Raw genomic sequence first — 12635 nt, forward strand, 5'->3', positions numbered from 1 at the left:
AAAAAGGTTGTTAAAAAAACGCTGATGGTTATTTAATAGTTATAAGTTTTACATCACTAGTGAATATTATTCATATCAATATAAGCGGAAGTTATATGGCCGAGCGAGCGTTGGAAATTCTTGATGGCGGTATGGGTCGGGAGCTGCAGCGCCGTGGCGCGCCGTTCCGCCAGCCAGAGTGGTCTGCACTGGCCTTGAGCGAGGCGCCAGAGGCAGTGATCGCCGTGCACACTGCCTACATCGAGGCCGGTGCCGGGGTGATTACCAGCAACAGTTATGCGGTAGTGCCGTTCCACATTGGTGAAGAGCGCTTCGCCAATGAAGGCTTTGCTCTGGCCGCCACCGCTGGTCAGCTGGCGCGCACGGCTGCCGATGCCAGCGAGCGTGCGGTGAAGGTGGCTGGTTCGTTGCCGCCGCTGTTCGGCTCGTATCGCCCGGACTTGTACGAGCCGGAGCGCGTCAGCGAAGTGCTGTTGCCGCTGGTGGTCGGCCTCGCGCCGTATGTCGACCTGTGGCTGGCCGAAACGCAGAGCGCGATCATCGAAGTACAGTCGATTGCCCGGCAGCTGCCGGCGGACGGCAAGCCGCTGTGGGTGTCGTTCACGCTGCAGGATGAAGACGTCGGTGACGTGCCGACCCTGCGTTCCGGTGAGACCGTGACCCAGGCCGCCGAAGCGGTCGCGGAGCTGGGCGTGGCTGCGCTGCTGTTCAACTGCAGCCAGCCAGAAGTGATCGGCGCCGCTATCGACGCCGCCCGTGCGGTATTCGAGCGCCTGGGTGCTGATATTGCCATCGGTGCCTACGCCAACGCCTTCCCGCCGCAGCCCAAGGATGCCACCGCCAACGACGGCCTCGACGAGCTGCGCGATGACCTCGATCCGCCGGGCTACCTGAGCTGGGCGCAGGACTGGCGTCAGCGCGGTGCAAGCCTGCTCGGCGGTTGCTGCGGCATCGGTCCGGAGCATATCGCCGAGCTGAAAAACAACCTGAGCTGATTCAGCTCGGGTTACGACAGGCTTCCAGCGTCTGCGCTTGACCTTCTGGGCGCTGGTTGTCGGCACTCAGCCAACGCTCAAAGCCCGCCGCAACGGTGGGCCATTCGTCATCGGTGATCGAGTACCAGGCCGTGTCGCGGTTCTGGCCCTTGATCACCATGTGCTGGCGGAACACCCCTTCAAAGACAAAACCGAAACGCTCCGCCGCGCGCTTGGAGCGGGCATTGGCGTTGTTGCACTTCCATTCCAGGCGGCGGTTGCCCAGGGCGAAACCCAGCTTGCCGAGCAGATAGACCGCCTCGCTACCTTTGGGCGTGCGCTGCATCGCGCCAGCAAAGGCGATGTGGCCGATCTCGATGCGGCCGTGGTCCGGCACTATCGACATCAAACTGAGAATGCCCTGTACCTGGCCACTGGCGCGGTCGATGACGCTGTAGAACAGCGGGTCGCGGCTGGCCGCGTTGCCGTCCAGCCAGCGATCAAAGCTCGCTCGCTCGTTGAACGGGCCGTAAGGCAGGTAATCCCACAGCGTCGGGTCTGCCTCGGGGCCCTGCAGCACCTCCCACAAGTCATCGCCGTGGCGAGCTGGGTCGAGCTTTTCCAGGCGGATGAAGCGGCCCTCGATCGGCTCGGCTTGCGGAACTGTCGCGGGTTTCCAGTTACTTGGCTGACTCATCTACGGCTCCTGTCTTACAGCGTTTGCCGGAATTGGATAAAGCCTGGGCGTTCGGCCACCTGCTCGTACAGCTTGATGGCGGTGGCATTGGTCTCGTGGGTCATCCAGTAGACCTTGCAGCAACCGATGGCCTTGGCGGTACTGTGCACATGCTCGATCAGCTGGCGGCCGATACCCAGGCCGCGCTGGCTGCCGTCGACATAGAGATCCTGCAGGTAGCAGGCGTCGCTGACGCTCCAGTTGGTACGATGATAGATCCAGTTGACCATGCCCACCGCCTTGCCATCGACCCAGGCCAGCGCCGAGTGGGTGGGCTGCTGCGGATCGAGTTGGCGCTGCCAGGTTACCGCACTGACCTCGTCGGCCAGCTCGGTTTCATAAAAGCGTAGGTAGGCCTGCCACAGTGGCAGCCAGGCGGCGTGATCGTCGGCGGTGACGGGGCGGATAATAACGGCTGGCATGGGTGATTCCTTCACAGTGGCCGCATCTGCGCGGCGAGTTGGTTGTCTTGCGGGTCGGTGCTGCTGGCCAGGCCGTCGCGCACGCCTGCGACATCTTCGGCGGAGCGGTTCTGGCTAAGCTTGCGTGCGCCCTGTATGCGGCTAATCGGCAAGCGAAAACCGACGATGGCGCGCAACATGCCTTCGATGTAGTCGCTTGGCGCATCGCGTACCTGCCAGGGCGTGTCGCGGCCTTGTTCGTGGCGGTCGGTCAGGTGGCTGACGATGTCGAGCAGGGCGGCGCCATCCTCGATCACTTCAGCGCTACCGTAGGCATGCACGGCCAGGTAGTTCCAGGTCGGCACGACCTTGTGCGTGGCGGCTTTGCTCGGATAGAAGCTCGGGCTGACATAAGCATCGGCACCGGCAAACACCAGCAATGCTTCGCTGCCTTGTTGCAACTCCTGCCACTGGCGGTTGGCCCGGGCCAGGTGGCCATAAACCGTGCCGTACTCACCTTCGCCGGTGTCGATCAGCACCGGGATATGGCTGGCAAGCAAACCCTGTTCGCCGTGGGTGATGAGTACAGCCAGGCGGGTTTCCAGCATCTGTTGCTGCAAGCGCTGTAGATCATGCTCTTGATGGGGTTTGCTGTTGTACATGGTGGGATCCTTGTGCAATGGCTCTATCCTAGGCAGGCTATTGGCTCAGGTTAAGAGCCATTAATGACTGTTTTCATAGGTCCAATGCCATGCGTGATCAGCCGCTTGCACTGCCATTCGACCCGGCCGGGATCGTGCTCGACCGCCGTCGGGGTCTCAGCTTGCAGTTGTATCAGGCGTTGCGCGCGAGGGTGCTGGATGGTCGTCTGAGTAGTGGCACCCGGCTCCCAGCCAGCCGCGATCTGGCCAAGGTGCTGGCGCTGTCGCGCAACAGCGTGGTGCGCGCATACGACCAGTTGTACGCCGAGGGGTACATTGAAAGTCGGGTGGGCGATGGCACCTATGTCAGCCGCCTGCCAAAACTGTCCACAGAAGTATCCACAGGGTTATACCCTAGGTTATCAACAGGGTTATCCACATTTGTGGATAAAAGCACTGAGGATTTATCCAGCAATGCGTCTTCCAGCGTGTTGTTGGACCGTCTGAAAAATCACCATCTACCCGCGCCCCGCAGCGGTTCTCCTCGTGCGTTTCGGGTCGGCGTACCTGCGTTCGACCTGTTCCCCTTCGACGTCTGGGCCAAGCTGCATGCGGGTTTCTGGCGTAATCCCGATCGAGCCCGGCTTGGCTATGGCGACCCGGCTGGTGAACCGCAGCTGCGCGAACTGATTGCCGCTTACCTGCGCCAATCAAGGGGCATCAGCTGCACGGCTGGGCAAATAGTGATCACCAGTGGTGCACAGCAGGCGATAACCCTTTGTGCACAGCTGCTGGTGCAGCCTGGCCAGGCCGTAGCTGTGGAAAACCCGGGCTACCGGGCGGCAGGGCACGCCTTTGCCGTTGCGGGCGGTCAGGTCAAGGGAGTACCAGTGGACGCTGAGGGCCTGGATTGCGCCAGGCTCGAGCAGCTACCGGATTGCCGCGTGGCCTATGTAACGCCGGCTCATCAATACCCCACCGGCGTCACCATGAGCCTCGCCCGGCGCCTGCAATTGCTGGCCTGGGCCGAGCGCAGCGACGGTTGGATCATCGAGGACGATTACGACGGCGAGTACCGCTACAGCGGCGCACCGCTGGCGCCCTTGGCTGCGCTGGATCAGCAGGGGCGGGTGTTGTACGTAGGCACCTTTGGCAAGATTGCCTTCCCGGCCTTGCGGTTGGGGTATCTGGTGTTGCCGCAAAGCTTGGTCGAGCCCTTCAGCCAGGCCCGTGCGCTGGCGGTGCGTCATTCCGAGGTAGGTACGCAGTCGGTGATGGCGCAGTTCATGGCGTTGGGGCATTTCCAGCGCCATATCCGGCGCATGCGGCGGGCGGCACTGAGCAGGCGCAATGTGCTCAAGGCCGGTTGGCCGACCACCGTAGCGGGCTTGGGTGCGATGCCGGAAGTGGCGGCAGGGCTGCACGTGATGGTGCCTGTGGATAACTTTGCCAGAGAACAGGCGCTGGTGGCATTGGCGGAAGCGGCGGGGGTAGAGGTTAATCCGCTGAGCGGCTATTGGCTGGAAGACAGCGATGAACCTGTGGATAAGCGCGCAGGGCTGGTGCTCGGCTTTGCCGCGGTCCCGGAAGCGCAGATTGCAGACGCCGTGATGCGCCTGCGCAAGGCCTGGCGGTAGGAGAACCGCGGTGTGTAGGAGCGGCCTTGTGTCGCGAAAGGGGCGCGTAGCGGCCCCAGATTTCACCTTCGCAGCCGATATCGCCGGGCCAGCTACGCTGGCCTTTCGCGACACAAGGCCGCTCCTACAAAGAGCGGCGTGATGGCCCGAATGCTATCAGGTACCAGATTTGATCCGGGTCCAGGCGCGGGTCCGGGCTCGCTCGGCATCGCGCGCCAAGGGCTTGAGGGTGTACAGCGTTTGCATCGCCTCAGCCGTCGGGTACAGGTTGGGGTTGTTGCGAATCGCCGCGCTGACCTTCTCGGTAGCGTCTTTATTGGGGTTGGGGTAACCGACAAAGTCGCTGATTGGCGCGATCACTTCCGGGCGCAGCAGGTAGTTGATGAACGCATGCGCGTCCTCGGCGTTGGCGGCATTCTTTGGAATCGCCAGCATGTCGAACCAGATCGGCGCGCCTTCTTTCGGCAGGCGCATATCCACGACTACGCCATTGTTGGCTTCCCGGGCACGGTTGGCGGCCTGGGAGAAGCTGCCGGAATAGCCGACCGCGACGCAGATATCGCCATTGGCGATGTCAGCCATGTACTTCGAGGAATGGAAGTAGGTGATATACGGGCGAATCTTAAGCAGCAACGCTTCGGCCTTCTTGTAGTCCTCGGCCTTGTTGCTGTTGGGGTCCAGGCCCAGGTACTTCAGCGCCAGCGGCAGCACCTCGGACGGCGAGTCGAGCACGGCCACGCCGCACTGCTTGAGCTTGGCCAGGTTTTCTTCCTTGAAGATCAGGTCCCAGCTGTCCACCGGCGCGTTGTCGCCCAGCGCTGCCTTGACCTTGGCCGGGTTGAAGCCGATCAGCACGGTGCCATACATATAGGGCACGGCGTACTTGTTGCCGGGGTCATTGGCTTCGATCAGCTTCATCAAGGCCGGGTCGAGGTGCTGCCAGTTGGGCAGTTTGCTGCGGTCCAGCGGCTGGAACACGCCGGCCTCGATCTGCTTGGCCAGGAACACGTTGGACGGCACTACTACGTCATAGCCCGAGTTGCCGGTCAGCAGCTTGGCTTCAAGCGCTTCGTTGGTGTCGAAGATGTCGTAGATCAGCTTGACCTGGCTGTCTTTCTGGAAATCAGTGAGGGTCTGCGGGGTGATGTAGTCGAACCAGTTGTACACGCGCAACGTGCGCTGTTCGGCCTGCGCCTGAATTGTGCTGCTGAGCAGGCCAACGGCGAGCAGCGGGGCGAGCATGTGCTTGAGGGTGATCATGGTCAGGCTCCTGGCTGGGCACGCTGGAAACCTTCCAGCACGTTAACTGCGTTGATGCCGATTTCTTCCACAGCGTAGCCACCTTCCATCACGAACAAGGTCGGCTTGCCCAGCCGTGCAATGTGCTCGCCCATCTCCAGGTAATCCGGGCTGTCGAGTTTGAACTGCGAAATCGGGTCATCCTTGAACGTATCGACGCCAAGCGAGATCACCAGCACATCCGGTGCATAGCGGGCGATGCGCTCGCAGGCCGCCACCAGCGCCTGCTTCCACGCCGTCCAATCACTGCCGGCGGGCAGCGGATAATTGATGTTGCAGCCCTCGCCGGGGCCTTCGCCAAGCTCATCGGCATAGCCGAGGAAGAACGGAAATTCGTCCTGCGGGTCGCCGTGGATCGAGGCGAAGAACACGTCGTCACGCCTGTAGAAGATGTCCTGAGTGCCGTTGCCGTGGTGATAGTCGACGTCGAGGATCGCCACTTTGTTGTGGCCCTGGTCGAGGAATGCCTGGGCGGCGATGGCGGCGTTGTTCAGGTAGCAGTAACCGCCCATGACTTCGCTGGCGGCATGGTGGCCCGGTGGCCGGCACAGCGCAAAGGCGGCATGGGCGCCTTGCTGGATGGCGTCCTGGGCGGTGAGGGCGACCTGCGCAGCGCTGTAGGCGGCCTGCCAGGTGCCGGCGGTAATCGGTGCACCGGCATCGAAGCTGTAGTAACCCAGCTCACCATGCAGCCCTGTCGGTTTGACCTGGCGCAGAGTGCGCGCCGGCCAGGTGAATGGCAGTAGATCGCCGTCGTGGCCCAGTGCGGCCCAGCGCGCCCAGGCGCCTTCGAAGAAATTCAGGTAGTCGGCGCTGTGGATGCGCTGCAACGGTGCGCGGCCAAAGTCGCGAGGCGCTTGTACCGGGCCAAGATTGCGCGCCTTGACCCGTTCAAGCACATGATCGGCGCGCGAAGGCATCTCGAAGCAGGGCATCAGCTGCCCGTCGATAAGCTCGCAACGACCGTGGTGCAGGCGGTGATCATCGGAATAGATCGTCAGCATTTTGTTGTTCTCCGAAGTAACTGGCGTGACCCATTGTCAGGGGCGGGCAGCTGAGGGAGAACGGCAGGCATGGCCAAAAGGGGATCAATGTGGCCAAGCTCGCTGGCCACTCTGGGCTAACCGCGAAAGTGGCTCGGCGCTACACCGCTCCAGCGTTGAAAGGCATGGCGGAAACTCGCCGTCTCGCTGAAGCCGAGGGTTTCGGCGATTTGGTAGATGGGCATCTGGTCCTCGGCGAGCAATTGCTTGGCACGCTCGAAGCGCAGGCTGTCGAGGATCTGCTGGTAGCTGCTGCCCAGCAACTGCAGGTGCCGGCGCAGGGTCCGCGATGAGCAGTTCATTTGCCGCGCCAGGCCTTCCAGGCCAGGTGCTGCATCCAGTTGCTGCAGCAACAGCTGGCGAATCCGCCCGAGCCAGGCCTGGCGCCCGGTGAACTCCAGGTTTAACTGGCGGCAGCGCTCGCTCATGGCCTTGTGGGTAATCGGGTCGGCCAGCGGCAGCGGCGTGTCCAGCCAGCGCCGCTCGAAGGCGAAGGCGTTGTCGCGGGCGGCAAAGCCCAGCGGGCAGTCGAAAGTCTCGGCATACAGCCTGTGATAGCCAGGCGCTGGCTGAGCGAAGCGGGCCGCCAGCAACGGCAGCGGCTGGCCGAGCAAGTCTTCGCAGATGGTCTTCAGTGATACCAGGCAGAATTCGGCATTGAAGCTGGCCAAGGCCAGGCTGTCGGCGTAGTCACTGGCACTCAGCCACACCCGCTGGCCATCTTCGATCAGGCGCAGGCTGAACACGGTGCCCAACAACGCCGGGTAGCGCAGCGCCAGGCGCAGGGCGTCACCCAAAGTGGCACTGGAGAGCAGGGCGTAACCGAGCATGCCGTAGCACGACACATGCATGCGCCGGCCGAGCTCCAGGCCGATCTCCTCGCGGCGAGCCACGGCGTTGGCACACACCTGCAATTCCTGCTGGGTGGTGATGCGCGCATCGGCATGGCCAAGGTCGGCCGGGCCAATGCCGCTGCCGGCCAGCAGGCTCGAGGCGTCGTTATGCTCTTCCTGAAAAACCTTGAGGATCAGCGAAACGGCATTGAGGGTGGTCAGGTGGCTGTGCAGCATGCTCGTCTATCCCGTGGCTTGGGAGGGATTAGCGAGCAAGTTGTGTGCCGCACCGCAGGCTGATACCCCGGGGCGGCAAAGCGCAGATAAAAAAAGGGCCCGATGCATGCGCTCGGGCCCTTGAAAGGTCGAGAGGTGTCTAGTCCCTCAAACCTGGTGAGACGGGTTACAGCAGCCGGTTATGCCTTGAGTGGCACCAGGCGTGGAGCAATCATGTTTTCCGGACGCAGGATGTCGTTGAGCATCGCTTCGTCGAGCAGCTTCTCTTCGCGCACCAGCTCCAGTACACCGCGGCCTGTTTCTAGGGCGATGCGGGCGATACGGGTGGCGTTTTCGTAGCCGATGTACGGGTTCAGTGCGGTGACCAGGCCGATCGAGTGCTCGACCAGTTCACGGCAACGTTGTTCGTTGGCAGTGATGTCGACGATGCAGTGCTCGCGCAGCATGTCCATGGCGCGCTGGAGCAGGCGGATCGAGTCGAAGATCTTGTAGGCGATCAGCGGCTCCATCACGTTCAGCTGCAGCTGGCCACCTTCGGCGGCGATGGTCAGGGCGAGGTCGTTGCCCATGATCGCGAAGGCGACCTGGTTGACCGCTTCCGGGATAACCGGGTTGACCTTGCCGGGCATGATCGAGCTGCCTGGCTGACGCGCTGGCAGGTTGATCTCGTTGATGCCGGTACGTGGGCCGCTGGACAGCAGGCGCAGGTCGTTGCAGATCTTCGACAGCTTGACCGCAGTACGCTTGAGCATGCCCGAGAACAGCACGAAGGCGCCCATGTCGGAAGTCGCTTCGATCAGGTCGGCAGCCGGTACCAGTGGCTGGCCGCTGATGGCCGCCAGGCGCTGCACGGCGAGCATCTGGTAGCCCGGGTCGGCGTTGATGCCGGTGCCGATGGCGGTGCCGCCGAGGTTGATTTCGGTGAGCAGCTCAGGTGCCAGCGAACGCAGACGGTTGAGGTCTTCGGTCATGGTCGTGGCAAAGGCGCGGAATTCCTGACCGAGGGTCATCGGTACGGCGTCCTGCAGCTGGGTGCGGCCCATCTTCAGTACGTGGTTGAATTCCTGACCTTTGGCAGCGAAGGCCTGGATCAGGCTGTCGAGGCTGGCCAGCAGAGCGTCGTGACCCAGCAGCAGACCCAGACGGATCGCAGTCGGGTAGGCGTCGTTGGTCGACTGCGCCATGTTCACGTCGTTGTTCGGGTGCAGGTACTGGTATTCGCCCTTCTGGTGACCCATGGCCTCCAGCGCGATGTTGGCGATGACTTCGTTGGCGTTCATGTTGGTAGAGGTACCAGCACCGCCTTGAATCATGTCGACCACGAACTGCTCGTGGTAGTCACCACGGATCAGGCGGGCGCAAGCCTCGCTGATCGCAGCATGCTTGGCATCGCTCAGGTGCCCCAGCTCACGGTTGGCATCAGCAGCAGCCTGCTTGACCATCGCCAGGCCGACTACCAATTTCGGGTAGTGCGACAGCGGGACGCCGGAGAGGTGGAAGTTGTTGGCAGCGCGCAAAGTCTGAATGCCGTAGTAGGCATCAGCAGGGACTTCAAGGGTACCAAGCAGATCTTTTTCGACGCGGAACGATGCAGCGGAGGACATGATAGATATCATCTCGAGTTTGACCCGGCACCTGCCGGAATGCCGCCAATCCTAGGCTGGAGCGCATTTGTCGGCCAATGCTGTTAGGCGCTATCCTATGCACAAACGGCATAATGATTGATGTGACGTCAACTGACATTCGAGCGTGTTCCATTTTGGTGCATGCCGGGAGATGGCTGCATGAACCTAGAAAGCAAATGGCTGGAAGATTTCAGCGCGCTGGCCTCGACGCGCAGTTTTTCGCAGGCGGCCGAGCGTCGCTTCGTTACCCAGCCTGCTTTCAGCCGGCGCATCCGCAGCCTTGAAGCGGCACTCGGGCTGACCCTGGTAAACCGCTCGCGCACGCCGATCGAGCTGACTGAAGCCGGGCAGCTGTTTCTGGTCACGGCGCGCACTGTTGTCGACCAATTAAGCGAAGTTCTCCGCCATTTGCATCATTTAGAAGGCGGGCAGGGCGAGGTTATCCAGGTGGCTGCGGCGCACTCACTGGCTTCGGGGTTCTTCCCGCGTTGGGTGGCCCAGTTGCGCAACGACGGCCTCAACATCGCCACTCGGCTGGTCGCGACCAACGTCGGTGATGCCGTGCACGCCCTGCGCGAAGGCGGCTGTGACCTGATGCTGGCCTTCTACGACCCGGACGCTGCGCTGCAGATGGATGCCGAGATCTTCCCGTCACTGCACATGGGCACCACCGAGATGCTGCCGGTTTGCGCAGTCGGGCCGGATGGTCAGCCACTGTTCGACCTGGAAGGTGAAAACAGCGTGCCGTTGCTGGCCTACAGCGCCGGGGCGTTTCTGGGCCGTTCGGTGAGCCTGCTGCTGCGTCAGCGCAACCTGCGCTACACCACCGTTTATGAAACGGCGATGGCCGACAGCCTCAAGAGCATGGCCTTGGAAGGCATGGGCGTGGCCTGGGTGCCGCGCCTGTCGATGCAGGGTGAGCTGGCCCGCGGCGAGCTGGCGGTATGCGGCAGCAGTGCCTGGCATGTGCCGCTGGAGATCCGCCTGTACCGCTGCGCACTGGTGCGCAAGGCCAACGTAAGGCTGCTGTGGCGCAAACTGGAAGGCGGCACAGTTGACCCGAAAGTCAGCCAAACCCCCGAAAAATAGGCTCGACAGTTGGTCGCCAGGGGTGCCGGGATGCGCTTGCGTTACGTTATACTGCGCGGCCCCTGGACCGGATAGATATTCCGGTCGTGATCAGCATACAAGCCACGCCGGTCGTCCCGCGTGGCTTGTTGTTTTTTGACGCGCCTGCGGGCGCACAAGCGAAGAGGCTCGACGATGAGTGCACTGGTTGGCGTGATCATGGGCTCCAAGTCCGATTGGTCCACCCTTAGCCACACCGCCGATATGCTGGAAAAACTCGGCATTCCCTACGAAGTGAAGGTGGTTTCTGCCCACCGTACTCCGGATCTGCTGTTCCAGTATGCCGATGAGGCCGATGGCCGTGGCATCGAGGTGATCATCGCCGGTGCTGGTGGCGCTGCCCACCTGCCAGGCATGTGCGCCGCCAAGACCCACCTGCCGGTACTCGGCGTGCCGGTCCAGTCGGCCATGCTCTCGGGCGTCGACTCGCTGCTGTCGATCGTGCAGATGCCGGCCGGCGTACCGGTCGCGACTCTGGCCATCGGCAAGGCTGGCGCGATCAACGCCGCGCTGCTGTCGGCGAGCATCCTCGGTGCCAAGTACCCGCAGTTCCACGCAGCGCTCAAGCAGTTCCGCGTAGAGCAGACCGAAACCGTCCTGGACAATCCTGACCCGCGTCAGGTTTGAGGCTTAGCACATGAAGATCGGTGTAATCGGTGGCGGCCAGTTGGGCCGCATGCTGGCCCTGGCGGGTACTCCGCTGGGCATGAACTTCGCATTTCTCGACCCGGCCCCGGACGCCTGCGCCGCGCCGCTCGGCGAGCATCTGCGGGCTGACTATGGCGATCAGGACCACCTGCGCCAGTTGGCCGACGAAGTCGACCTGGTAACCTTCGAGTTCGAAAGCGTCCCGGCCGAAACCGTGGCTTTCCTCTCGCAGTTCGTGCCGGTGTACCCGAGCGCCGAAGCGCTGCGCATCGCACGCGACCGTCTGTTCGAGAAGAGCATGTTCCGCGACCTGGGTATTCCGACCCCAGCCTTCGCCGACATCCTCTCGCAGGCTGACCTCGACGCGGCAGTCGCCAGCATCGGCCTGCCGGCCGTGCTCAAGACCCGTACCCTGGGTTACGACGGCAAGGGCCAGAAGGTGCTGCGCACAGTTGAAGATGTGGTCGGTACCTTTGCCGAGCTGGGCAGCGTGCCGTGCCTGCTCGAAGGCTTCGTGCCGTTCACTGGCGAAGTGTCGCTGGTGGCGGTGCGTGGTCGCGATGGCGAAACGCGCTTCTACCCGCTGGTGCACAACACCCACGACAACGGCATTCTGCGCCTGTCGGTCGCCAGTGAAGACCACCCGTTGCAGTCGCTGGCCGAAGACTACGTTGGCCGCGTGCTCAAGCAGCTCGACTATGTCGGCGTGATGGCGTTCGAGTTCTTCGAAGTCGACGGTGGCCTCAAGGCCAACGAAATCGCCCCGCGCGTGCACAACTCCGGGCACTGGACCATCGAAGGCGCCGAGTGCAGCCAGTTCCAGAACCACCTACGGGCCATCGCCGGCCTGCCGTTGGGTTCAACTGCCAAGGTCGGTGAGAGCGCCATGCTCAACTTCATCGGTGAAGTGCCGGCGGTGGACAAGATCGTTGCCGTCGACGACTGCCACCTGCATCACTACGGCAAGGCCTTCAAGGCCGGGCGCAAGGTCGGCCACGCCACTCTGCGCTGCGCCGACATGGTCAGCCTGCATGAGAAAATCGCCGAAGTAGAGGCGTTGATCGCAGGCTGAGGGAACCTCTGCCGGTTGCCTGCCCTCTGAGATGGCAACATGCCAAAGCGCTGTCTAGGCTTTGGCATGCCTCATCTTCAAATGCAGAGGGATTGCCATGGGCATCATCGGAACCATTTTCATCGGCCTCATCGTTGGCTTGCTGGCGCGCTTCATCAAGCCAGGCGACGACAGCATGGGCTGGATCATGACCATCCTCCTGGGTATCGCAGGCTCCCTGCTGGCGACCTACGGCGGCCAGGCACTGGGCATCTATCAGGCCGGTCAGGCTGCAGGCTTCTTCGGTGCGCTGGTTGGCGCCGTGGTCCTGCTGGTGATCTACGGCATGATCAAGAAACGCTGATTGCACGGTAGAATGCTC

At 62.5% G+C, this 12635-nt stretch carries 13 protein-coding genes; 6 read left to right on the forward strand and 7 right to left on the reverse strand.

Annotated features, from left to right (window positions below; translation table 11 throughout):
- The first annotated feature begins 95 nt into the window (after positions 1–95).
- Complete coding sequence (locus CXQ80_RS24060; protein ID WP_178080805.1) at positions 96–995, forward strand: homocysteine S-methyltransferase family protein; 900 nt, start codon at positions 96–98, stop codon at positions 993–995.
- Position 996: 1 nt separating this feature from the next.
- On the opposite strand, the gene CXQ80_RS24065 is transcribed toward CXQ80_RS24060, so the two are convergent.
- The 3 genes from CXQ80_RS24065 to CXQ80_RS24075 are packed head-to-tail and all read right to left on the reverse strand — an operon-like array spanning position 997 to position 2773.
- Positions 997–1671 (reverse strand): GNAT family N-acetyltransferase, encoded by a 675-nt coding sequence (locus CXQ80_RS24065; protein WP_101322832.1) that lies wholly within the window; start codon positions 1669–1671, stop codon positions 997–999.
- Positions 1672–1685: 14 nt separating this feature from the next.
- The gene (locus CXQ80_RS24070; RefSeq protein ID WP_101322833.1) at positions 1686–2132 is read right to left on the reverse strand and encodes a GNAT family N-acetyltransferase; all 447 of its coding nucleotides are present in this window, start codon (positions 2130–2132) and stop codon (positions 1686–1688) included.
- A gap of 11 nt (positions 2133–2143) precedes the next feature.
- Entirely contained in the window at positions 2144–2773 is a 630-nt protein-coding gene (locus CXQ80_RS24075) for an FMN-binding negative transcriptional regulator (RefSeq protein WP_101322834.1), read from the reverse strand.
- Positions 2774–2862: 89 nt separating this feature from the next.
- Between CXQ80_RS24075 and CXQ80_RS24080 the strand changes: the two genes are divergently transcribed.
- On the forward strand, positions 2863–4389 hold the full coding sequence (locus CXQ80_RS24080) for a PLP-dependent aminotransferase family protein (protein WP_101322835.1): 1527 nt from the start codon (positions 2863–2865) through the stop codon (positions 4387–4389).
- Positions 4390–4545: 156 nt separating this feature from the next.
- On the opposite strand, the gene CXQ80_RS24085 is transcribed toward CXQ80_RS24080, so the two are convergent.
- From CXQ80_RS24085 to aspA, 4 genes are all read right to left on the reverse strand, one after another.
- Positions 4546–5649 (reverse strand): polyamine ABC transporter substrate-binding protein, encoded by a 1104-nt coding sequence (locus CXQ80_RS24085; RefSeq protein ID WP_101322836.1) that lies wholly within the window; start codon positions 5647–5649, stop codon positions 4546–4548.
- Positions 5650–5651: 2 nt separating this feature from the next.
- The gene (locus CXQ80_RS24090) at positions 5652–6692 is read right to left on the reverse strand and encodes a histone deacetylase family protein (protein WP_101322837.1); all 1041 of its coding nucleotides are present in this window, start codon (positions 6690–6692) and stop codon (positions 5652–5654) included.
- 116 nt (positions 6693–6808) lie between these two features.
- On the reverse strand, positions 6809–7801 hold the full coding sequence (locus tag CXQ80_RS24095; RefSeq protein WP_101322838.1) for an AraC family transcriptional regulator: 993 nt from the start codon (positions 7799–7801) through the stop codon (positions 6809–6811).
- A 179-nt stretch (positions 7802–7980) separates the two neighbouring features.
- Positions 7981–9405, reverse strand: a complete 1425-nt coding sequence (gene aspA / locus CXQ80_RS24100) for an aspartate ammonia-lyase (RefSeq protein ID WP_101322839.1) — start codon at positions 9403–9405, stop codon at positions 7981–7983.
- A 180-nt stretch (positions 9406–9585) separates the two neighbouring features.
- On the opposite strand from aspA, the gene CXQ80_RS24105 reads away from it, so the two are divergent.
- The 4 genes from CXQ80_RS24105 to CXQ80_RS24120 all read left to right on the forward strand — a co-directional run bounded on the left by CXQ80_RS24105 (position 9586) and on the right by CXQ80_RS24120 (position 12617).
- A complete protein-coding gene (locus CXQ80_RS24105; RefSeq protein WP_101322840.1) occupies positions 9586–10515 on the forward strand; it encodes a LysR substrate-binding domain-containing protein in 930 nt (309 codons plus the stop codon).
- Positions 10516–10689: 174 nt separating this feature from the next.
- A complete protein-coding gene (purE, locus tag CXQ80_RS24110) occupies positions 10690–11181 on the forward strand; it encodes a 5-(carboxyamino)imidazole ribonucleotide mutase (RefSeq protein ID WP_101322841.1) in 492 nt (163 codons plus the stop codon).
- Positions 11182–11191: 10 nt separating this feature from the next.
- Positions 11192–12274 carry a 5-(carboxyamino)imidazole ribonucleotide synthase gene (locus CXQ80_RS24115; protein WP_101322842.1) on the forward strand — a complete coding sequence of 361 codons (1083 nt, stop codon included), beginning with the start codon at positions 11192–11194 and terminating at the stop codon, positions 12272–12274.
- 97 nt (positions 12275–12371) lie between these two features.
- Positions 12372–12617, forward strand: a complete 246-nt coding sequence (locus tag CXQ80_RS24120) for a GlsB/YeaQ/YmgE family stress response membrane protein (protein ID WP_101322843.1) — start codon at positions 12372–12374, stop codon at positions 12615–12617.
- The last annotated feature ends 18 nt before the right edge of the window (positions 12618–12635 follow it).

The sequence above is a fragment of the Pseudomonas sp. 02C 26 genome, from assembly GCF_002843585.1.
Lineage (GTDB): Bacteria > Pseudomonadota > Gammaproteobacteria > Pseudomonadales > Pseudomonadaceae > Aquipseudomonas > Aquipseudomonas shirazensis.